We start from the raw sequence: 21,075 nt of genomic DNA on the forward strand, positions 1-21,075 counted from the left end.
TCGCTGCCCTGTGTTGTCTGCGTAGCCGACCTCCGCACCATAAGCGCACCCACCCCCCGGGAGGGAGGATCAGGGAAAAGTCGCCGACGTACACTGGCCCCCCGTGACCCTCGCCGGACTCGCCGACCTCGTCCTCGCCGATCCGGCGCTCGCCGCAGCGATGGCGGACGCCGCCGACGGGCGGCTCCCAGCGCACGAGCTGACCGGCCCCGAGCCGTTGCGTCCGTTCATCGTCGCCGGGCTGGCGCGCACCGGGCGTCCGGTGCTCGCGGTCACCGCGACCACCCGGGAGGCGGAGCAGCTGGTCGCCGAGCTCGGCGACATGATCGACCCCGAGACGATCGGTTACTACCCCAGCTGGGAGACGCTCCCGCACGAGCGGCTCAGCCCCCGCAGCGACACCGTCGGTCGCCGGCTCGCGGTGCTGCGGCGGCTCTGCCACCCGGGGACGGAGCCGGGCACCGGGCCGCTCTCGGTCGTCGTCGCACCGGTGCGCTCGTTGCTGCAGCCCCAGGTGAAGGGGCTCGGCGACCTGGCGCCGGTCGAGCTGGCTGTGGGGGAGTCTGCCGACCTCGAGGACGTCGTCGCCGGCCTGGTCGGGGCGGCGTACTCGCGCGTCGACCTGGTCGAGCGGCGCGGCGAGTTCGCCGTCCGCGGCGGCATCGTCGACGTGTTCCCGCCGACCGAGGAGCACCCGCTGCGGGTGGAGTTCTGGGGCGACGAGGTCGAGGAGATCCGGTCGTTCGCGGTCGCCGACCAGCGGACGATCGCGACCCAGCCGCGACTGTGGGCGCCGCCGTGCCGCGAGCTGCTCCTCACCGACGACGTGCGGGCCCGGGCCGAGGACCTCGGCCGCGACCACCCCGAGCTGCGGGAGTTCACCGACAAGCTTGCGCAGGGCATCGCGGTCGAAGGCATGGAGGCGCTGATCCCGGCCCTCGTCGACGAGCTCGAGCTTCTCGTCGACCTGCTGCCCGCCGGGACCCAGGTGCTGGTGCTCGACCCCGAGCGGGCCCGCGCCCGCGCTCACGACCTGGTCGCGACCAGCGAGGAGTTCCTCGGCGCGTCCTGGGCGGCCGCCGCCGGCGGCGGCCAGGCACCGATCGACCTGCAGGCGGCGTCCTACCGTGAGCTCGCCGACGTACGCGCCCACGTCCTCGAGCACGACCGGTCCTGGTGGACCTTCTCGCCGTTCGGCCTGGGCGACGGTTCGTTGGTCGAGCTTGTCGAGACCTTTGAGGGGGCCTCGACAAGCTCGACCAACAAGGTGGCGGCGCGGCCGACGGAGCCCTATCGCGGCGACGTCGAGCGGGCGTTCGCCGACGTCGGGAAGTGGCGGTCCGAGGGGCACACGGTGGTCATCGTGCACGCCGGCCACGGTCCGGCCGAGCGGATGGTAGAGGCGCTGGGGGAGCGCGACGTGCCGGCGCGGCTGGTCGAGGACCTGCCGGTCGGCACCCGGCCCGACCCCGACGTCGTCACGGTGACTTGCGGCAACCTCGCCCACGGACTCGTCGACGACGGGCTGCGGCTCGTCGTCCTCACCGGCGAGGACATCGTCGGCCAGAAGGCGTCGACGCGGGACATGCGGGCGATGCCGACCCGGCGCAAACGGCAGATCGACCCGCTCGAGCTCAAGGCCGGCGACTACGTCGTGCACGAGCAGCACGGCGTGGGCCGGTTCGTCGAGATGAGGCAGCGCGAGGTCAACGGAGCGACCCGCGAGTACCTCGTCCTGGAGTACGGCGCCAGCAAGCGCGGCGCCCCGCCGGACCGGCTGTTCGTCCCGGCCGACTCCCTCGACCAGGTCACCCGCTACGTCGGCGGCGAGCAGCCCAGCCTCGACCGGCTGGGCGGCGGCGATTGGACCAAGCGCAAGAACCGCGCGAAGAAGGCGGTCCGCGAGATCGCCGCCGAGCTGATCAAGCTCTACGCCGCTCGGCAGGCCACGAAGGGCCACGCGTTCGGGCCGGACAGCCCGTGGCAGCGCGAGCTCGAGGACGCCTTCCCGTTCCATGAGACCCCCGACCAGCTCACGACCGTCGACGAGGTCAAGGGCGACATGGAGCGGACCATCCCGATGGACCGGCTGGTCTGCGGCGACGTCGGCTACGGCAAGACCGAGATCGCGGTGCGGGCGGCGTTCAAGGCGGTGCAGGACGGCAAGCAGGTGGCGGTGCTGGTGCCGACCACGCTGCTCGTGAGCCAGCACCTGTCGACCTTCACCGAGCGGATGAGCGGCTTCCCCATCCTGATCAAGGGCCTCAGCCGGTTCCAGACCGACAAGGAGGCGGCCGAGGTGATGGCCGGGCTCGCCGACGGCACGGTCGACGTCGTCGTCGGCACCCACCGGCTGCTCAACCCCGACATCCGGTTCAAGGACCTGGGCCTGATCATCGTCGACGAGGAGCAGCGGTTCGGCGTCGAGCACAAGGAGCAGATGAAGCGCCTCCGGACCAGCGTCGACGTGCTGAGCATGAGCGCGACGCCGATCCCGCGGACGCTCGAGATGGCGATCACCGGCATCCGCGAGATGTCCACGATCACCACCCCGCCCGAGGAGCGGCACCCGGTGCTCACCTACGTCGGTGGCTACGAGGACCGCCAGATCGTCGCCGCCGTACGACGGGAGCTCCTGCGCGACGGCCAGGTCTTCTACATCCACAACCGGGTGCAGTCGATCGAGAAGGCCGCCGCCAAGCTCCGCGAGCTGGTGCCCGAGGCGCGGGTCGCCACCGCCCACGGCCAGATGGGCGAGCACCAGCTCGAGCAGGTGATGCTCGACTTCTGGGAGAAGCGGTTCGACGTGCTCGTATGCACCACGATCGTCGAGTCCGGCCTCGACGTGTCCAACGCCAACACGATGATCATCGAGCGTGCCGACACCCTCGGCCTCAGCCAGCTGCACCAGCTGCGCGGCCGGGTCGGCCGCAGCCGCGAGCGGGCCTACGCCTACTTCCTCTACCCGACCGAGAAGCCGCTCACCGAGACCGCGCACGAGCGGCTGGCGACCCTCGCCCAGCACTCCGACCTCGGCGGCGGCATGGCGATCGCGATGAAGGACCTCGAGATCCGCGGTGCCGGCAACCTGCTCGGCGGCGAACAGTCCGGACACATCGCGGACGTGGGCTTCGACCTCTACGTGCGCCTCGTCGGCGAAGCGGTCCGCGACTTCCGCGACGACGCTCCCGAGCAGCTCGACGAGATCCGGATCGAGCTCCCCGTCGACGCGCACCTGCCGCACGACTACATCCCGAGCGAGCGGCTGCGGCTGGAGATGTACAAGCGGCTGGCCGAGGTCCGCACCGACGCCGACGTCGACGAGATCAACGAGGAGCTCGACGACCGGTACGGCGAGCCGCCGATGCCCGTCGTCGCGCTGATGCTGGTCGCCCGGTTCCGTGCCCGGGCCCGTCAGGCCGGCCTCAGGGAGATCACCGTGCTCGGCAAGAACGTCCGCTTCGCGCCGGTGACGCTGCCCGACTCCCGGGTGGTCCGCCTGCAGCGGATGTATCCCAAGTCGATCGTCAAGACCCAGGTCGAGTCGATCCTGGTGCCGCGCCCCGGCACCCCGGGTGCCACCGGGCGTCCGCTCGAGGGCATCGCCCTGCTTGAATGGGCGCGCGTTGTGATCGACGCCGTCATCGACCCGACTAGTTGAGAGAGAAGGGGAGTCGAGCGTGAAGCACGTCGGCCGGACCCTGTCTGCGGTGGCCACGACGATCGGCCTCGCCCTCGTCGCCACCGGCTGTGCGAGCAACGTCATCGGCGACGACGGACCGCGGCCGGGCATCGCGGCAGCGGTCGAGGACACCGAGATCACGCTCGACGAGCTGACCGCCGTGGTCGACGGGCTGTGCACGCTCCAGGAGACCAACCCCGACCCCGCCGCCGTGGGCACGAGCCGCGAGTACGCGCAGTCTCAGATCTTGCAGCAGTGGATCGCCGCTCTGGTCGACGCCGAGTTCGCCGACGACCAGCAGATCGAGGCGACGGCGGAGGACCCCGGTCTCGAGCTCGCGCCCGGATGGGACGACGTCGACGAGGACGACCGCGAGGCGCTGCAGGACTACGCCGACACGGTCCTCTACTCCTCGGCGGTCCGGCAGGAGGTCGAGGAAGGGGAGGCCCCGGATCCCGCCGACTACGACATCGCGATCAACCCGCGCTTCGACGTCAGGCTCGAGGGAGCCGAGTTCGTGCCCGCGGGCGAGCAGCTCTCGGTACCGGTGAGCGACGAGGCAGCGACCGAGATCGAGGCACCGACGCCCGAGGCGCTCCGGGAGCTCCCCGAGGACGAGCTGTGCGGCAAGCGACCCGACCCCGCGGCGGCGCCGCCGGTCCCGCTGGGCTGACGCCCGACCCGTGATGGCGTCACCTCCCGACGACGCGCTCGCGGAGTTCGTCGCAGTCATGCGCCGGCTGCGGGCCGAGTGCCCGTGGAAGCAGCAGCAGACCCACCGGTCCCTCGCGCGCTACCTGCTCGAGGAGACCCACGAGACGCTCGAGGCGATCGACACCGGCGACGTCGAGCACCTGCGGGAGGAGCTCGGCGACCTCCTGCTCCAGGTCGTCTTCCACGCGGTGATCGCCGAGCAGGCGGGGGAGTTCGACCTCGACGACGTGGCGCGTGACATCACCGCCAAGATGCGGCGCCGCAACCCGCACGTCTACGGACCCCCTCACGACTCGGCCGGAGCGCCGCCCGATGCCGCGTCGGTCACCGAGGTCTGGGAGGCCATCAAGGCCACCGAGAAGCACCGCGACCGGGTCACCGACGGGCTGCCGCCCGGACTGCCGGCGCTGCTCTACGCCGACAAGGTGCTCGACCGGCTCGAGCGGGCCGGCCAGTCGGTGGAGCAGCGCCCGACCGACGACCTCGGCGACCGGCTGCTCGCCCTCGTCGCGGAGTCGCGGCAGCGGGGAGTCGACCCGGAGCAGGCGCTGCGCGACGCCGTACGCCGCCTGCTCTGAGCTGGTCTGGACCGGTCGAGCAAATTTAGCCATCCAGAGATTTGGTTTCGCTCCGGCGCCACAGCGCGCGGAGGACCATGCGAGACATGCTCACCACCCGCTCCGTGGTGGCCTCGACGATCTTCGCCGCCGCTGCCGCACTGACCGTTGCGCCGCTCGGGACCGCAGTCGCGGACGACCCGAAGCCCAAGCCCCCTTCCGCCGCGTCGTCCGCGCCCGACTCGGACACGGCGCCCAGGCCGAGTCGCGACGCCGTCGCAGCGGCCGCAGCGGCCGACATCGTCACCGCCCGCGTGCCTCAGCTCCACCTCAGCCGCTACGACAAGGTGCACGCACAGGAGACCCTGCGGTCGGCCCAGCTCCGGTTCGTGCCCTACGAGCGCACCTACCGTGGCCTCCCCGTCGATGGCGGCGACTTCGTCGTGGTGGTCGACGGTGACGGCAACGTCGTCTACACGAGCGTCGCCCAGACGGCGAAGGTCAGCCTGGCCGACGTCCAGCCCTCCGTCGCGGCCACGACAGCGCGCACCAGGTCCGCCGGCAAGGTCAACGACGCCCGGCTCGGCCGCAGCCAGCTCGTGGTCCTGCAGCGAGGGTCCAGGTCCGACCTGGCGTGGCGGACCACGGCGACCGGCCGGCGTGCCGGCGAGCCCTCCCGGCTCGACGTGTACGTCGACGCGGACAGCGGCGAGGTGCTGCAGACCCTCGAGGGTGTCGCCTCCGGCGACGGCAACGCCGGCTGGTCGGGCCCCAACCCGGTGCCGATCCAGACCCGCAAGGTCGGCAGCACCTACGAGATGACGATGAAGACCGCGCCCACGATGACCTGCCAGGACCTGGCGACGAACCTGACGTTCACCGGGCCCGACGACGTCTGGGGCAACGGCGACCCGACGAACAAGGAGACGGCCTGCGTCGACGCGCTCTACGGCGCGCAGCAGATGAACAAGATGATGGCCAGCTGGTTGGGCCGCGCTGGCATGAACGGCAGCAATGGCTGGCTGCCGATGAGGGTAGGACTCGCCGCCCAGAACGCCTTCTACGACGGCACCCAGGTCCAGTTCGGCTTCAACCCCTCGGGGCAGTGGGTGTCCTCGCTCGACGTCACCGCTCACGAGTTCGGTCACGGCGTCGACCACCACACACCGGGCGGGATCTCGCGGGGCAGCACCCAGGAGTTCATCGCCGACACCTTCGGCACCTCCACCGAGTGGTTCGACAACCAGCCCGCACCGCACGACGTGCGCGACTTCCTCATCGGCGAGGAGATCAACCTGGCCGGTCACAATGAGATCCGCAACATGGCCAACCCGTCGCTGGAGGGCCACCCCAACTGCTACTCGCCGGCCATGGACACGAGCGACCAGGTGCACGCCAACGCCGGGCCGGGCGACCACTGGTTCTACATCGCCTCGCAGGGCACGAACCCCGCGAGCGGCCCGGTGAGCCCGACGTGCAACGCCACGACCCAGCTCGGGATCGGCATCCAGAAGGTGATGAAGGTCCTCTACACGGCGATGCTGATGAAGACCACCGCGTCGTCGTACCCGAGGTACCGGGCGTGGACGTTGATCGCCGCCCGCCATCTCTACGGACAGGCGAACTGCACGGAGTTCAATCGGATCCGCGCGGCGTGGAACGCGGTCTCGGTGCCCGCCCAGGGTGATGAGGGCACCTGCACGAAGAACGCCGGCGGGGCGGCCGTCACCAACGCCACTGCACGCACGGCGACGGCAGGTTCGCCGTTCACGCCGTTCACGATGACCGCGACCGGTGGCACCGCGCCGTACACGTGGTCCGCCCTCGGGCTGCCGACCGGCCTGTCGATCAACCCGTCCACGGGGCAGGTGTCGGGCACCCTCAACAAGGACACGGCCGGGACCTGGGTCGTCGAGGTCACGGCAACTCCCGCGGCCGGAGCTGCCGGCAAGGCCTGGTTCACGTTCTACGTCGCGAGCCCCACGACGCCCGCGTGCTCCGGCCAGCGGCTCGGGAACTCCGACTTCGAGCTTCCGTCGGACGCGCCGTGGACGACCTTCGCCGGCAAGATCGGGCCACACGGAGCATCCCTGTCGAGGACGGGCGTCAAGCACGCCTGGCTCGGTGGCTACGGCAGCGGCCCGACCAACCACCTCGGGACGCGGATCGACACGCTGACGCAGTCCGTGACGGTCCCGGCGGGCTGCAAGGCGACGCTGGTGTTCTACGTCTGGTCGCTGACGGACGAGGACTCCTCGACCACGGGGTTCGACACGCTGACGGTCAAGGCGGGCAACACGACGCTGCTGACCCGGAGCAACCTCGACGCGATCAACGTGGAGGCCTGCGGGTCCTGTCCGAAGACGTACGCCAAGGTGACCAAGGTATTGCCCGGCGGCCTCGCCGGGACGACGTTCGAGCTGTCGTTCAACACCAATGAGAACGACGTGTTGTTCACGAACTGGCACATCGACGACGTGACGCTGAAGATCTCCCCACCCTGAGTCTCGGCCCCAGTCAGGGAGGGGTCGCGCGTCCCCCACAGGTGCGCGACCTCTCCCCTCTCATCCCTCCCCGGGAACCGGGGCAGCGGCCCGCCCGTCCGAGGAGGCATGAAACAGCTCCTGCTTCCGCTGGCCTCCCTGTCCGTGCTGGTCGCCGCGCTGGGTGCGTGCGGCGCCGATGACGGCGACGGTGGCACGGACGCGGGCTCCGACGGACTCGCGTCGGTCGAGCTGACGGAGGACCTCGGCTGCGGCTACGGGTTCGCCGTCTCCGACAAGGCCGAGCGGGCGCTGCTGAGCGTCCACCACAACGCCGAGCCCGGCGCGATCGAGCGCACCGTCTCCCTACCCGACCCTGCCTGGGACGCCCAGGTGCTGGTCGGCACCCACCTGGCCGCGAACTGGTGCAACGACCTGATCGAGGAACCCCAGGCCGAGGTCGACGAGACCTGGGAGATCGTCGAGGGCACCCTCGAGTTCGTCGGGGAGGTCCCGGCGACCGGCGACTCGCCCGCGGACCAGCCGGTGCGCGCCGAGCTGAGCGGGGTCGTGGCCCAGAGCCCTGACGGCGAGCGCGTCGAGCTCGGCGACCTCTCCCTGACCAACGGGGCCTGGGGATTCTTCGCCGGCTGACCTCAGCCGCTCCGGCACAATGCAGCTGTGAATGCCGCCGTGCTCATCGTCCTGATCAGCATCCTCAGCGTGGTGGCGGCGATCGCATTCATCGGTGCCGTGCTGTGGGCGGTACGACGCGCGTCCCGTGACCGTGGCGCCGAGGTCCGCGCTGCTCATCCGGACGCCGAGCTCGGTCCGGAGCTGGGGCAGTACCGCGGCGGCACCGGCGACTTCCCACGCGCCCGCAACACCAGCTGGGTCGTCCTGACACCGACCACGCTCGTCGTACGCCCGATCCTCGGGAACGCCGTCGAGCTGCCGATCAGCGAGATCACCGGCACCCGGATCCAGCAGCACTTCAACACGCACTGGAACGGTCGACCGGTCCTGGTGGTCGAGACCGGCCGCGGCGAGGTCGGGCTGACCGTCGGCAGCACCGACCGGTGGCGGACCGCGCTGGCTCGCTAGTCGAGGGACTCCGCCAGGTCGATCAGGGCCTGCTTCAGCTCACCCTGGTCACCGGTGTCGTCGAGCAGCCGGATGGCGCTCTCGAGCTGGTCGACCGCGGACCCAGGCTGACCCTCGAGCTTTTCGGCCTTCTCGAGGTGCTTGCCGACCTTCTCGAGGGTCTTGCCGCTCAGCTCCCCGGAGCGGACGGCCTGGTCGAAGTAGGCGCCGGCCACGTTGAAGCTCGGCTCCCACTCGATCATGGGCTGGTGCTGGCTGTTGAACTGCTCCAGCACGACCTCCCGCGCCGCGTCGATCTCGTTCTCCGACATCTGGTCGCTGGGCAGCAGGCCGAAGGTGTCGAACCCGCGCGCGATCTCCGTGCCGTAGATCTGGCCGTTGTACCAGTACGTCGACCAGAGTCCCCCGAGGTTGAGGCCGTTGGGGTTCGGCACGTCGATCGGCCCGCGGTCGAAGTACGCGATCTCGACGGGGTTCGCCGTGTCGGTGAAGTCGATCACCGACATGCCGCCCTGGTACCAGGCCTGCACCAGGATGTCGCGGCCCGGCACCGGCACCAGGGAGGAGTTGTGGGCCACGCAGTTCTCCTGCGTCGTCTGCACGGCGGGCATCTTGAAGTAGCTGCGGAACTCCATCTCGTCGCCGACGATGTCGAACCACGCGTCCGCGCCCCACTCGGGCTGGTCGGTGGCCCGGCACCGCGCCGTCGTACCGCCACCCCACTCGTCGGTGAACATCACCTTGCTGCCGTCGTTGTTGAAGCTCGCCGAGTGCCAGTAGGAGAAGTTCGGGTCGGACACGGCGTCGATCCGGACCGGGTTCACCGGGTCCTCGGCGTCGAGGAGGATCCCGTTGCCTTGGCAGGCGCCGGCGACCAGCTCACGTGCCGGGAACGACGTCATGTCGTGGCAGGTGTTGGTGTTCGGGAGCGGCGAGTACGGCGTCCCCGAAGGGTGCAGCGTGCCGGACGGGGTGTTCTGCAGCCCGTTGAAGGCCCCGGTCAGCGGGTTCTTGAAGATCCGCGGCTGACTGACGATCTCCGCCGCGGCCGGGTCGTCCAGCGGGACCTTGATGACGTCGATCCGCCATGGCGTCGGGTTGCCGGTGGTCACCGGGGCCTGGTTGTTGGTGTTGGCGTTCTCGCAGCCGGGCAGCTCGGCCGCCGACCGCACCGACGACGTGCCGGAGTTGTAGATGTAGATGTTGTCCGGGTCGTCCGGGTCGGTGACGATCGTGTGGGTGTGCGAACCGCGGCAGGTCTGCACGCCGGGAAGCTGGACCGGGTTGTCGATGTCGCTGATGTCGAAGATCCGCACTCCGCGGAACCGTTCCAGGTTCACCGGTCCGGGCGCGCCCTGGGTGCCGCAGTCGATCCGCGCCCGGGTCTCCTCCACGGAGATGAACAGCAGGTCGCCGTAAACGGACGGGTCACCCTGGCCGCCGGGGCAGACGAAGGACGAGCGCAACGTCGGGTTGGTCTGGTCGGAGATGTCGTAGACCTGGAAGCCGTTGAAGTTGCCGGCGATCGCGTGGTCCCCGGTGAAGGCGAGGTCGGAGTTGACGAAGCCGAAGTTGCCGGGAGGGGCGTCGAAGGGCGCTACCCGCGGGTCGTTGTCGAGCAGCTCGATGTTGCTGCTTGCCTCCGACCAAGGGAAGTAGCCGGGCGCCAGTCCGACGCGCGGGTCCTCCTCGGCGAAGGCCGCTGCCGGGGCGAGGACCGCGACGAGGAGCGCCGTTCCTGCGAAGCCGATGAACCGCCGGTTGTTCTGGATGCCACGCCTGCGCAGGGATGCCATCGTCCCACCCTCCTGGAGTCGGCCAGCCCGAGAAAGTGCCGTGCGACATGGGGGGTCAGCCGTGGTTAGGATCAAACTAGACCCCGCTTTCCCAGTCCGCCAGACCTTCCCGCGGACCTTTCCCGTTGAATCGCGCGATCCCGGAGGCACGTTCATGAGGACGACGCTTCGCCTGCTGGCGGCTGCCTCCGCGGCCGCGCTGGCACTGAGCGGGTGTACGTCGGACGGCGACGACTCCGAGCCTGAGTCGGACAGCCCGGTGGTCCAGCTGGGAGCACCCGGCGAGACCAACCGGACGCTGTCTCCCGAGGAGGTCGAGGGGCTGGACCAGCCCGAGCACACCGAGGCCGACGTGGCGTTCGTGCAGAACATGCTTCCGCACCACCAGCAGGCGCTGACGATGACCGCGATGGTGGACGAGCGGTCGGCCTCGAGGAAGGTCGGTCTGCTGGCCGAGCGGATCGAGATCTCCCAGACCGACGAGATAGCCCAGATGGAGGGCTGGCTCACCGAGCGCGACGAGGCGCTGCCGGGCGAGCACGCCCACCACGGCGGCCACGCCGAGCTGATGCCGGGCATGCTGACCGGGCCCGAGCTCGCGCAGCTCCGCGCCGCCCGAGGGGAGCGCTTCGACCGGTTGTTCCTGAACTACATGATCCGCCACCACGAGGGCGCGGTCATCATGGTCGAGGACCTGCTCACCGGTGAGGACGGCGGACAGGAGCCCGAGGTCTTCCAGCTCGCCCGTCACATCGAGTCCGACCAGCTGGTCGAGATCGCCCGGATGAAGCGGATGCTGGTCGACGGGTCGTCCTAACCCTTCCTCCACAGCCTGCGAATCACCTCTCGCGTTCGGCGGCTCTGTCCTCTAACGTTCAGGAGCCGCCGGATCTCATTCTCGGGAGAGTCGTCTTGGCCATGCTGCAGCCCACCCAGCCGCCACCGTCCGCCGTGCCCGAGCGTCGAGTCGCGGTGCTGCGCACGCAGGACGACGTGGTGGGCCATCTCGACGAGGCGTTGCGTGCCGCCGTCCGACGCGACGGCCTCGACCCGCAGCGCGAGGTTGCCGCCGTACGACGGCTCGCGGAGACCCTGGTCCGCGACCACGACGACCGCAGCCTGACCGGAATGGTCGCACCTGTGGCCGACGTCGACGGCATGGTGGCCGAGCTGGTCGCCCGCGTTTCCGGCTTCGGTCCGCTGCAGCCGCTGCTCGACGACCCGACCGTCGAGGAGGTGTGGATCAACACGCCGGACCGGGTCTTCGTCGCCCGCAACGGTCGGCACGAGCTGACCAACCTGATGCTCACCGACGCCCAGGTCGCCGAGCTGGTCGAGCGGATGCTCAAGACCACCGGTCGCCGGGTCGACCTGAGTCGTCCGTTCGTCGACGCGATGCTCCCGCAGGGGCACCGGCTCCACGTCGTGCTCCAAGGCATCAGCCGGGGTTTCTCGGCCGTCAACATCCGTAAGTTCGTGGTCCGCGCCTCTCGGTTGTCGGAGCTGGTGGACCTCCAGAGCCTGACGCCGTCGGCCGCGCTCTTCCTCGAGGCCTCCGTCCGGGTGGGGCTGAACATCCTGGTCAGCGGCGGCACCCAGGCCGGGAAGACGACGATGCTGAACTGCCTCGCGGCGGCGATCCCCGGTGGGGAGCGGGTGATCTCGGTCGAGGAGGTCTTCGAGATCCGCTTTCCCCATCCTGACTGGGTTGCGCTTCAGACGAGGCAGAACGGGCTCGAGGGCACCGGCGAGATCCGGCTGCGCGACCTGATCAAGGAGTCGCTCCGCATGCGGCCGAGCCGGATCATCGTGGGCGAGGTCCGCGCGGAGGAGGCGCTCGACCTCCTGCTCGCGCTCAACAGCGGATTGCCCGGCCTCTGCACGATCCACGCCAACAGCGCGCGGGAGGCGCTGACGAAGGCGTGCACGCTGCCGCTGCTCGCGGGCGAGAACATCTCGGCGCGGTTCGTGGTGCCGACGGTCGCATCGTCGGTCGATCTGGTCGTCCACCTCGAGGTCGATCACCGCGGTGCCCGCCGGGTCACCGAGATCGTCGCCGTGCCCGGCCGGATCGAGCAGGACATCATCGAGTCCGAGCCCGTGTTCGAGCTCCGCGACGGTCAGCTGCGGCGGGGCATCGGGATGGCCCCGCGAGTCGAGCAGTACGAGCGCGTGGGCATCGACGTACGACGTCTCCTCCACGAAGCAGAGTGACATGGGTGCGCTGGTCGGTCTGGGGTTCGGGCTCGGAGCCCTGCTGATCTGGTCCGCATTCGCGACACCCCGGGCGCCTCGGCCGGAGACCCCGAAGGCAGGGCGTCTCGAGCAGATGCTGGGGGAGGCCGGCATGGGCGGGGTGGCGCCGCGGTCGATGCTGCTCTTGTGCTGCGCCGTCGGCGGGATCGTCTGCGTGGTCGTGCTCGTGGTCTCGCGCACCGCTCCGCTGGCGGTCGTGGTGGGTGGGCTGGCGGCCTACCTCCCGATCGCGGTGGTCGTCGGCCGGGTACGTCGGCGGCGGCGCGAGTTCGCCGAGGTCTGGCCCGAGGCCGTCGACGACCTGACCTCCGCGGTGCGGGCCGGGATGTCGCTGCCCGACGCGGTCGCCGCGCTGGCAGTCCGCGGGCCGGAGCCGCTGCGTCCGGCGTTCGAGGCGTTCGCCCTCGACTACCAGGTGTCGGGCCGGTTCGGGGACTGCCTCGACCGGCTCAAGGACCGGCTCGGCGATCCCGTCGGGGACCGCGTGATCGAGGGCCTGCGGATCGCTCGAGAGGTCGGCGGTGGCGACCCGCTCCCCGAGATGGGTCGCAGGCTGTCAAGGTCGGCAAGCCCGCCTCCAGGGACGACTCCCTCGACACGCAGTCCGGGGTACTTGGTGTCGTCGAGCAGGGTCACCCGGACGCGCAGCAGGCGCAGCACCTCGGCCTGTTGGTCGAGGTCGAAGTGCGGCAGGTTGGTCCGCGCCTGCTCGGCCAGTCGGGTCAGTGCAGAAACCCGCGACTCTTCGGCCTGTTCCACCTCGCGGTGCTGCTCCATCGTCGCCCGGTAGGCCCGCAGCGCTTCAATCTCAGCGTCGATCTGCTCTACAGCCGAGGCGAGCACGTTGGCATCCAGCCCGATCCTGAGGCATTCGGCCACCTTGTCGGTCTTGTTGCGCTCCAGCGTGGAGATCTTGGCGTCCAGCGAGCCCAGCGTCGCGGCTTCGGCAGGCGCGACATCAGCCCGCAGGTTGAGGTAGTCGGACGCCAGTCCGAGTAGCCGGTCGGGGTCTGACAGTGCCTCGCAGACCGCCCGCCATATGGCGGAGTCGAGCGCATCGGCGTTGAACCGAACGCAGGTGCACGGCTGGTAATCAGTGGCGCGCCACTTGCGGTTGCTGCATCTGTATTGCCGTGCGCGTTCCGGGCTGCTGATGCCGCCGAGCGTCCCGCCGCAGATGGTCGCAGCACCTCGGTTGGGGTAGGTCTTGGCGTCAGATTTCACCCCGTACGCGGTCGCGTCGAGCGCCCGCTGAACGGCTTCGAAAGTCTCGGTGTCGAGAGGTGGATCTGGGAGCTTAATGAGCACTGCATCTCCGTACTTCGGCTTGCCACCCTCCATCCGGGTGACCCGAGAGGCACTGCCGTCCGGGCGCTTCTGCGACTTGCGTGTCTCCTGGCCCCAATAGGTCTCGCCTACGAGAGCACGCTTTCGCAGCATCTCGCGGACCCGTTGGTGCTTCCACAACGCACCTGGCCGACCAGCGGTGCCGCGTCCCCGGTGGCCGAGCGAGTTCAGCAGGTTCGCGGCGTCCGCAGTCGAGCGGCCGTTCAGGACGGTCTCGACACACAATCGGATCACTTCGCGCTCCTCTGGGTCAGGAACAAGCTTGACGTCGTTGGCGGTGCCGGTCTGCTTCTTTCCCTTGCCCTCGATCTTCCAGCCGTAGGGGGCGGTCCCGCCCGGCCAGCGGCCTTGCCGCGCCATTTGGCGCATCGACCCGGCAACGCGCTCTGCGATGGTGTCGCGTTCCAACTCCGCGAACACGAACGAGACGCCGAGCATCGCCCGGCCCATCGAGGTCGTTAGGTCAGGCAGCGGGTCCTTGACGGAGACGACCGCGACCCCGGCCTCAAGGAGGTTCTGAACTTCGGTCAGTCCATGCCGTGCGGTACGGGCGAACCGATCCAACTTCTTGACGACCAGCACGTCGAACTCGCGGCGCTGAGCAGCGGCCAGCATCGCTCGCCAACCGGGGCGGTTCGGGTTCGTTCCGCTGATGCCCTCATCGACGTACTCATGCGCGGGGTCGATGGTCCAGCCGCGCTTGGCAATGAGTTCGCGTGTGTCGTGCGTCTGCTCGTCGAGCGAGAAGCCCTCGACCTGTTCCTCTGTGGAGACGCGCCGGTAGGTCGCCGCGCGCAACAGTTGGCCGGTCATCGCGCGGCCCGGTTCTCGAACTCATTGGCGGCGACTTCTAGCGGGTCGCGGTAGCCGTCTGCGGCCCGCAGGACCTCGACGTTCGGCGCGACCCAGGCGAGCCACTCTGGGCCGAGCATCTCTGCAACGGCAGGCGCAGCAGCGAGTTGGGGTTCGCCGAGGGCCTGCACGACTCGCACCAGCTGCGCGCGACGGTAGGCGCGGGTCAGTGCGCCCCGCAGTCGCTGGTTATGGCCCGGCACGAACATCCGCTGCAACGGGCCCGGAGTGCCGCAGCCGCAGGTACAGAACAGCGGACGCAGATCGACCGTCGTTCTTGACTCTGAGGCAAGCCCAAAACGGGAAGGGTCGGGAACGGTAGACGCGGGGTATCTGGCCTGGCTTGAGCGCTCGGAGACGTCCGAACCGGGGGGTGTCTTCATGGCTTCTCCTGCGGGTCTGGGCCGGGGCGGTCTCCCGCCCCGGCCTCTGGGTTGTCTGCTGGGCGGCGTCAAGCCGCGCTCTCGGCCTCGGCCTTCGCCCTCTGCGCCTTCGCCTCGGCGTTGGCCCGGACGCGCTCGGCCTTTGCCTGCAGCGCCTCGCTCATCCCGGCGAGAGCGGCAAGCGCGGCTTTGTCCTTCGGGTTGGCGGCGAGCGCGCGGCCGGTCGCGCCTGCGTGTCTCGCGTCGTGGCCGGGGCGGAACGAGGCGCGAGGCGAGACGGCCGCCCCGCAGCCGCAGCCGCAGGCGCGCGCCTCGGGCTCGGGGGTTGGGGCGGGGGTCCGTGCGGCCTTGGCGCGGGTGGGCTTGCTGGTCGTCATGCTGGGTTCTCCTTGGTGTGCGGGTTGGGTTGGGCGGTTCGGGCCGGGAGGCCCGAGAGGACGGCGGCAGAGCGCCGAGAGGACAGGACCGGGGACCGAGGGGCGGACCCGGCGGGAGCGAGAGGCGAGCCACCCGACCCGACGACGCCCACGGGCGAGGGCACCGGGCGAGAGGGCGAGGGGCGAGGGGGCCGAGGGCGAGGGCCACACGGCAGCGGGCCAAGGGGACGAGAGGCGAGGGGGCGAGAGGCGAGGGGACGAGAGGCGAGGGGACGAGAGGCGAGGGGACGAACCCGAGCGTGCGAGGGGGCGAGGGCAGGGGAGCGGGGCGAGGCGAGGGCAGGGGAGGCCGACCCCGAACGGCCAGAGGCGGAGGGCGAGGGCGCAGAAGGCGAGAGGCCACACGCCCGCGGGGCCGAGGGGAGAGGGGCAAACGGGCCAGCCACCCGCGGCGCCCCCAGGCGAGAGGCCGACAGGCGACGGACCGAGAGGCGACCGGCGCGGGAGCCAGAGGCGAGCAGCGAGAGGCACCGGGGCGAGAGGCGAGGCGCCGACGCCGAGGGGGCGAGGCGCGCGGCCCGACCAGACCGAGCCCGCGAAAGGGCGAGGGCGAGCAGGCCGACGCCCACGGGCCTACGCGGGCCGGGCGCGGCGGGAGCCGGGCTCACGCCCGGGCCTCCGCTGCTTCGGCCTCCGTCGCACGGAGGAAGGACGCGACAGCGCCGTCCGCAAGCGGGCCTTCCGGGGCGGGGTCCGCGGGGTGCGTGAAGCCGGGCTGCGCGGCGTGCGCGGTGTTCGCGGCCTGCTCGGCTGCGCGGCACGCGGAGGCCCAAGCCCGGCGTGCGCGTCCTCCGGCGGCGGGGGCCTCCGACGCGGCAGCGAAGGCCGAAGCGGCGGCGGCGTCCGCACGGGCCACGAGGACGGCAAGCGCGGGGGTGCGCGGGGCCCCGGCGGCGGCGCGGACGGCGGCGGCGGACGCGATGCGACGGCGTACGGCGGCGGGCGGGACGGGGGCGGAAACGGGGTTCATGACGGGCTCCTGGCTGGAAGGAAAAAAACCCCATCAAAACACGCAAAAGGCCGCCTTCATAAGTCATTGGTCCGTCCCTCGGACGGCGTGTCGTGCGACCCCGCGGAGGGCGGTGCCTGCCCCCTGAGACCCAGGAGCGAGCCACCGGATCCGCGCTCTCATGACGCCCGACGACGTGCTCGCTCACGCTCACGCCATGCGGGGTCGAAGCGAAGGCGAGCTGCCTTGTAGTGCAGCAGGCACAAGCCCTTTGCTCGCTTCTCGCGGTCGCAGCCCGGCACGGCGCAAGGCTGCTTTGGCGGACCAAGCGGCAGCCTCAAGATCTCGTGCCAGTGGTCTTCGGCCCAAGTCATGACAGCGAACTTCCTGCTTCGCGCGCGGAGGTTCGTGTCGCGTGAAACTGTCTCCCCAGACGAGCGGGCGGGAGCGGGGTCCGCCTGCTCCGCGTCCCGGTGCTCTCCGACGCACAACCTTTGAAGCGTGCCCAGGGCCGTGCCCCGTGCCCGCCCTCCGGGCGCGGCACGGCACGGCACGTGTGCCCGGTGTGCTCGGCACGTGCTCGGCACGCTGGGCACAATCCGCGTTTTGCGATCATGACGCCTCCTCTGGGCTGGTGCTCGGTAGCGTGGGCTGGTCGATCACGAAGTGCTCGTGGGTGTTGCCCTTGATGACCACCCGGAGCTCGCCCGCCACCTGCGCCCGCTCGACAAGGCGGTCGACGGCCGCGGAGCCGACGCCTGTCACGCAGCGCCGGACAGAGCGCGATCCGACCCCGGGGTTGGCCCGGACGAACTCCAAGATCTGCCGCAGCGTCTCTGCGTCCTTCGTCGGGCTCGGGCCCTTGGCGGCGCGAGCAGCCATCGCGGCGGCCTCGTCGCGCTCGATGCCGGTGAAGTCAAGCTCCAGCCTGCCGCCGCCCGACGTGACCTCGACCTTCCAGACATCGCCTTGCGTCATCTCGCCGAACCTGTCCTTGTGGCAAGTGATCAGGAGCGTCCCGGACCGTTGCTTGCTGAACGGCTCCTTGACCTCGATTCCGAACGCGGAGTCTGCGGCGCTGATCTTTGATCCGGCCCCACGCGCCCACCTGCGACCCTCATCGGACTTGACCACGTGGTCGATCACGACGACTGCCGGGTGGTGTCGCATCCGAGCGACCGGCAGCAGCGCCCTGGCGATGAAGTCGGCAACGTCGCCGTTGTCGTTCTCCTTCCTGCCAGCCAGCGTCAGGTGTAGGGACGCCGAATCCACGATCACCAGACGGGCACCGGTCGCTGCCACCTTCTCCACCAGCCGGTCGGCGTCGCGCAGGAGGTTCCGCCCGGACGGCTGCAAATAGTGGAGCCGTGCGCGATGCTCAGGACGCAAGCCGAGTGCGCGGAACTTGGCGGCCACGTCTCGGGCCGTTGTCTCCTCGTCAACCAGCAGCACGTGCCCGTTCTCGCGGATGACGTCCATCGCCCAGCCGTAGCAGAGCACGCTCTTGCCGCTTGACGGGTCGCCGTAGAACCACGTCAGTGAGCCCTCGTAGATCAAGCCACCCTTGCCAAACCGAGGGATCGGCTCGGGCTCCTTGACCAGCAGGTCGCCCAGGTCCACGTCGTCCCAAGCGTCTGTCGACGCCACTGTCCGACTCGACGCGTCCTTTGGCCCGTAGACCGGTAGCAGCATCCCTCGTCCCATCCCTGATTCGATCGTTGCGAGCACGGCGCGTTGGCCGTCCTCGGCCCACAGCCCATTTGCCTTGCTGGCCTCTGTGAGTTCTTCTCGAACGGTCGCCTCGGCGAGTAGGCCGCCAGCGACCCGCCGGCCGAACTTGTAGGCGGTCGCGTTCAGTTGGTCGTTGCGGCTCCCGTTCGCTGTCGCGAGGCGTGCTATCTCGCGCTCAAGCCCGGCTTCGGCCCACCGCCGCCCGCGCTCGGTCGCTTCGCCCGATGCCGTCTCGGCGCGGAGCGGGGTGGTCTGCTTTGCCGGTGGTGGCGGACCAGTTGCCTCTGATCGTGCGAGACGTCCGACCCACGCACCGGGCAGATCTGGGAACTCGTCCGGGGTTGGCACTCGGTCGGCAACCTCACCGGACGGGTTGAACCAGATGTACTGATGGCCGGAGCCGTCCCGTGTGACGACGCTTGGCCAGACCACCGCAAACCTGAGGTGCCATGCGATGACCTCGACATCGAGGCCGAGGTCGCGCCAGCAATGGCCAGTCGGCGTCTTGAACCACCGGATACCCGACACCGGGTCGTTAGGTCGGCTGGTGCTGCGCCAGGAGGCGGGGAGCGGACCACTCTCGCTCTCCGCGTCGGCCAAGGTCTGCGCGCCGACCTTCGGTTCGTAGGCGTCAACGTCGATGCCGATGATGCCGTCCTGCGGCACAAGCACGAGATTGGCCAAGGGCCTGCTTCGACACCAGTTGCCGACGACCTTCGGACTCGGGTACTTGCGGTTGTAGCCGTGGTACCCCGACAGGTTGGGCCGCTTGCCGCCCTCTGGGACTGGGATGGGCGCAACCCATCCCACCGCGAGGTACAGGGGCGCGGCCTGTCCGTAGCCCAGCGGAGGATCTGGTGTCTCCGCGACGCGGGAGGGGGTCTCCCGCGACCTCGTGCCCTGTGGCCGGGCCCGGAGCCCGCCGCGTGCGTGCTGATTCGCGGGAGAACTGCTCTGCGAAGTAGATCCGATCGACGCGTTCTGGCCGGGTTCCGGTAGGGCGAATGTCTGGTGCTCGGTCACCGGTCGTCGTCCTCCATGTCGAACAGGAGGGGACGGACCAGCACACGCACGGTCTCGCGGATCACCAGCACCATGTAGGGCGGATCGGTCAGCTGCTCGTGCACGTCGGGCCCGAACTCGCCAGGGATCATGGCGCGCACAGTGATGCGGGCTTTCGGATGGTTGGCGAACCAGTCGGCGTCGATGATCTTGGCGAACTTGTCAGCGCTCATGCCGCGTCACCTGGCACCGAGCCGGGGCAGAGGGAAGGATCCAGACCTCCGCCCCGGCATCGGCTTCCCGCGCGGGTGCCTACATCACCCACCTCCCCACTGCTGACATCGAGAGCATTGGGGGAGTCAAATAGCAGACGGAGAAGGCGGTCGTGATCGGACGTGGACAGCGTCTCCGTCGCGAAGTGCGCGGCGACGCGGTTGCTGGCAGATGACATTGGCGGTCCTGAACTTGAAGGACGCGAGCCGGGTGCGCACCGCAGGTTCACCGGCAAGGCAGTTGAGCTCTCCGCCCTGCGTGCCGCCTCTGCCTTAGTCCGATCGCCGTCGGCTACTCCGCCCTCTGCCAGGGCCGGAGCGTGGCTGCTGCCGCAAGTACACCATGATGGCGGAATCCGCCGCAAGGCGATCTGGACCCGCCCCGGGGGCCCCCACCACGCAGGCCAAGACCCCGGTCGGGGCTACCGAACCGGGGTCTTGGAATCAGGATCGGAGCCTCTGCCAGGAGCCACCGCCACCACCCAGGAAAGCATGCGGATTCAGCGGTCCACAATCCCGTGCAGGGTGTGCAGGGCGCTGGCGGTTCAAAGTTCTAGCCCGCGCTCCCGAGCCCACGTGCGGACATCGTCTGCCATCACGCGACGAGCGGTGCGCAGCACGGGGGACGGCGCGGACACCTTTGAGAGGTTCATCGGTGGCTGCAAGACGCCAAGCACCGAAGTCTCGACGGCGTCCAGATCGACGTTAGCCGGCTTCGACCAAACAGCGAGCTGCAAATGATTGAGCATCCAAGTCGTCAGCGCATTGTCATGCTCGGGCGACAGACCGTAGTTGGCGGGTCGCTCGGGGTTGTTCACATTCCTCGGCACACCTCGGAGGCCATGTTCCTCACGCAGGAGGGCGGCGAACGAGCGTCGGAGCGTAGACGATCCAGTCCTGCCGGACGCGAAGTGTGTCTTGATGTCACGCGAGACGAGGCTGCGCTCCGCTTTACCGACGTACAGAGGCAAGTCGCTATCGGCGGAGCCAAGCTGGAGTTGACGCCAGACACCCTGCGAGCCGTACACCGCGTAGAGCCCAGCGGCGTCCGGGACCTGATCCTCCGCTTCCTTGATTCGGTGACGACGACCCGTCAGAAGGCTCGACAACGCAGCGTCGATGATCTGTTGCGGTGCTGGAGACATGCCTGGCGAGTTCCTACTTGCTCACTCGAGACCAGCCGTTGCGCCACTTGCGAACCTGCTCGGGGTAGATCGCGGAGTGCTTGCTGTTGGGGTTCTTCGGTCGCACCCCGCCCTTGCTGGCCACGAAGTCATCATGACGCTTGCGCACGTCAGAACGGAGCTTGTCGCCCGGGCAGATGTAGAACTCACGAAGGCCGTCGGTCACGTCGACCAGCAGGTAGAAGCCGAGGTTGTCAGAGGTGAACTGGTCGACGTCCGCAATCTGCCAAGCGCCCTTGGCCGCGACGAGGATGCGAGCCTTATGACCGTTGATCTCCACGAACGTGCTCGGTCCTACCACTTTGGCTGGCACTCCTCGCAGGAGA

17 protein-coding genes are annotated in these 21,075 nt (G+C 69.7%); 8 read left to right on the forward strand and 9 right to left on the reverse strand.

Annotated features, from left to right (window positions below; all coding sequences use genetic code 11):
- The first annotated feature begins 160 nt into the window (after positions 1-160).
- From mfd to SHK19_RS05260, 6 genes are all read left to right on the forward strand, one after another.
- Positions 161-3,661, forward strand: a complete 3,501-nt coding sequence (gene mfd / locus SHK19_RS05235; RefSeq protein ID WP_405030484.1) for a transcription-repair coupling factor — start codon at positions 161-163, stop codon at positions 3,659-3,661.
- 19 nt (positions 3,662-3,680) lie between these two features.
- Positions 3,681-4,355, forward strand: a complete 675-nt coding sequence (locus SHK19_RS05240) for a hypothetical protein (protein WP_322938020.1) — start codon at positions 3,681-3,683, stop codon at positions 4,353-4,355.
- 13 nt (positions 4,356-4,368) lie between these two features.
- Positions 4,369-4,974: a MazG family protein gene (locus SHK19_RS05245; RefSeq protein WP_322458211.1), complete on the forward strand. Its 606-nt coding sequence runs from the start codon at positions 4,369-4,371 to the stop codon at positions 4,972-4,974.
- A gap of 86 nt (positions 4,975-5,060) precedes the next feature.
- Complete coding sequence (locus tag SHK19_RS05250; protein ID WP_322938021.1) at positions 5,061-7,457, forward strand: M4 family metallopeptidase; 2,397 nt, start codon at positions 5,061-5,063, stop codon at positions 7,455-7,457.
- Between the two features lie 108 nt (positions 7,458-7,565).
- Positions 7,566-8,090, forward strand: coding sequence for a hypothetical protein (locus SHK19_RS05255; RefSeq protein WP_322938022.1), 525 nt, complete (start codon positions 7,566-7,568; stop codon positions 8,088-8,090).
- 27 nt (positions 8,091-8,117) lie between these two features.
- The gene (locus SHK19_RS05260) at positions 8,118-8,540 is read left to right on the forward strand and encodes a hypothetical protein (RefSeq protein ID WP_322938023.1); all 423 of its coding nucleotides are present in this window, start codon (positions 8,118-8,120) and stop codon (positions 8,538-8,540) included.
- Here the strand turns inward: SHK19_RS05260 and SHK19_RS05265 are convergent.
- Entirely contained in the window at positions 8,537-10,336 is a 1,800-nt protein-coding gene (locus tag SHK19_RS05265) for an LVIVD repeat-containing protein (RefSeq protein ID WP_322938024.1), read from the reverse strand. The two genes, SHK19_RS05260 and SHK19_RS05265, sit on opposite strands and share 4 nt — an antisense overlap.
- Positions 10,337-10,490: 154 nt before the next feature.
- Between SHK19_RS05265 and SHK19_RS05270 the strand changes: the two genes are divergently transcribed.
- Positions 10,491-11,153: a DUF305 domain-containing protein gene (locus SHK19_RS05270; protein ID WP_322458186.1), complete on the forward strand. Its 663-nt coding sequence runs from the start codon at positions 10,491-10,493 to the stop codon at positions 11,151-11,153.
- Between the two features lie 101 nt (positions 11,154-11,254).
- Entirely contained in the window at positions 11,255-12,550 is a 1,296-nt protein-coding gene (locus tag SHK19_RS05275) for a CpaF family protein (RefSeq protein WP_322938025.1), read from the forward strand.
- 450 nt (positions 12,551-13,000) lie between these two features.
- Here SHK19_RS05275 and SHK19_RS05280 read toward each other — a convergent pair whose 3' ends face one another.
- The 8 genes from SHK19_RS05280 to SHK19_RS05315 all read right to left on the reverse strand — a co-directional run bounded on the left by SHK19_RS05280 (position 13,001) and on the right by SHK19_RS05315 (position 21,050).
- Entirely contained in the window at positions 13,001-14,752 is a 1,752-nt protein-coding gene (locus tag SHK19_RS05280; RefSeq protein ID WP_322938026.1) for a recombinase family protein, read from the reverse strand.
- Positions 14,749-15,174: a hypothetical protein gene (locus tag SHK19_RS05285; protein ID WP_322938027.1), complete on the reverse strand. Its 426-nt coding sequence runs from the start codon at positions 15,172-15,174 to the stop codon at positions 14,749-14,751. Before SHK19_RS05285 ends, SHK19_RS05280 begins: the two co-directional genes overlap by 4 nt.
- Before the next feature lie 68 nt (positions 15,175-15,242).
- Positions 15,243-15,551 (reverse strand): hypothetical protein, encoded by a 309-nt coding sequence (locus tag SHK19_RS05290; protein WP_322938028.1) that lies wholly within the window; start codon positions 15,549-15,551, stop codon positions 15,243-15,245.
- Positions 15,552-16,215: 664 nt separating this feature from the next.
- The gene (locus tag SHK19_RS05295) at positions 16,216-16,581 is read right to left on the reverse strand and encodes a hypothetical protein (protein ID WP_322938029.1); all 366 of its coding nucleotides are present in this window, start codon (positions 16,579-16,581) and stop codon (positions 16,216-16,218) included.
- A 591-nt stretch (positions 16,582-17,172) separates the two neighbouring features.
- Positions 17,173-18,975: an AAA family ATPase gene (locus SHK19_RS05300; protein ID WP_405030458.1), complete on the reverse strand. Its 1,803-nt coding sequence runs from the start codon at positions 18,973-18,975 to the stop codon at positions 17,173-17,175.
- Positions 18,976-19,310: 335 nt separating this feature from the next.
- On the reverse strand, positions 19,311-19,526 hold the full coding sequence (locus SHK19_RS05305; RefSeq protein WP_322938031.1) for a hypothetical protein: 216 nt from the start codon (positions 19,524-19,526) through the stop codon (positions 19,311-19,313).
- 584 nt (positions 19,527-20,110) lie between these two features.
- Positions 20,111-20,710 carry a GIY-YIG nuclease family protein gene (locus tag SHK19_RS05310; protein WP_322938032.1) on the reverse strand — a complete coding sequence of 200 codons (600 nt, stop codon included), beginning with the start codon at positions 20,708-20,710 and terminating at the stop codon, positions 20,111-20,113.
- Between the two features lie 13 nt (positions 20,711-20,723).
- Positions 20,724-21,050 (reverse strand): hypothetical protein, encoded by a 327-nt coding sequence (locus tag SHK19_RS05315; RefSeq protein ID WP_322938033.1) that lies wholly within the window; start codon positions 21,048-21,050, stop codon positions 20,724-20,726.
- Positions 21,051-21,075 lie beyond the last annotated feature (25 nt).

Origin of the sequence: Nocardioides bizhenqiangii (genome assembly GCF_034661235.1) — a bacterium.
GTDB lineage: Bacteria > Actinomycetota > Actinomycetes > Propionibacteriales > Nocardioidaceae > Nocardioides > Nocardioides bizhenqiangii.

Excerpts from the sequence above, each read along its gene's own strand:
- SHK19_RS05285 (WP_322938027.1), bottom strand. The coding sequence starts at position 15,174 with ATGAAGACACCCCCCGGTTCGGACGTCTCCGAGCGCTCAAGCCAGGCC.
- SHK19_RS05290 (WP_322938028.1), bottom strand. The coding sequence starts at position 15,551 with ATGACGACCAGCAAGCCCACCCGCGCCAAGGCCGCACGGACCCCCGCC.
- SHK19_RS05280 (WP_322938026.1), bottom strand. The coding sequence starts at position 14,752 with ATGACCGGCCAACTGTTGCGCGCGGCGACCTACCGGCGCGTCTCCACA.
- SHK19_RS05275 (WP_322938025.1), top strand. The coding sequence starts at position 11,255 with ATGCTGCAGCCCACCCAGCCGCCACCGTCCGCCGTGCCCGAGCGTCGA.
- SHK19_RS05295 (WP_322938029.1), bottom strand. The coding sequence starts at position 16,581 with ATGAACCCCGTTTCCGCCCCCGTCCCGCCCGCCGCCGTACGCCGTCGC.
- SHK19_RS05245 (WP_322458211.1), top strand. The coding sequence starts at position 4,369 with ATGGCGTCACCTCCCGACGACGCGCTCGCGGAGTTCGTCGCAGTCATG.
- SHK19_RS05270 (WP_322458186.1), top strand. The coding sequence starts at position 10,491 with ATGAGGACGACGCTTCGCCTGCTGGCGGCTGCCTCCGCGGCCGCGCTG.
- SHK19_RS05310 (WP_322938032.1), bottom strand. The coding sequence starts at position 20,710 with ATGTCTCCAGCACCGCAACAGATCATCGACGCTGCGTTGTCGAGCCTT.
- SHK19_RS05250 (WP_322938021.1), top strand. The coding sequence starts at position 5,061 with ATGCTCACCACCCGCTCCGTGGTGGCCTCGACGATCTTCGCCGCCGCT.
- mfd (WP_405030484.1), top strand. The coding sequence starts at position 161 with ATGGCGGACGCCGCCGACGGGCGGCTCCCAGCGCACGAGCTGACCGGC.
- SHK19_RS05255 (WP_322938022.1), top strand. The coding sequence starts at position 7,566 with ATGAAACAGCTCCTGCTTCCGCTGGCCTCCCTGTCCGTGCTGGTCGCC.
- SHK19_RS05265 (WP_322938024.1), bottom strand. The coding sequence starts at position 10,336 with ATGGCATCCCTGCGCAGGCGTGGCATCCAGAACAACCGGCGGTTCATC.
- SHK19_RS05305 (WP_322938031.1), bottom strand. The coding sequence starts at position 19,526 with ATGAGCGCTGACAAGTTCGCCAAGATCATCGACGCCGACTGGTTCGCC.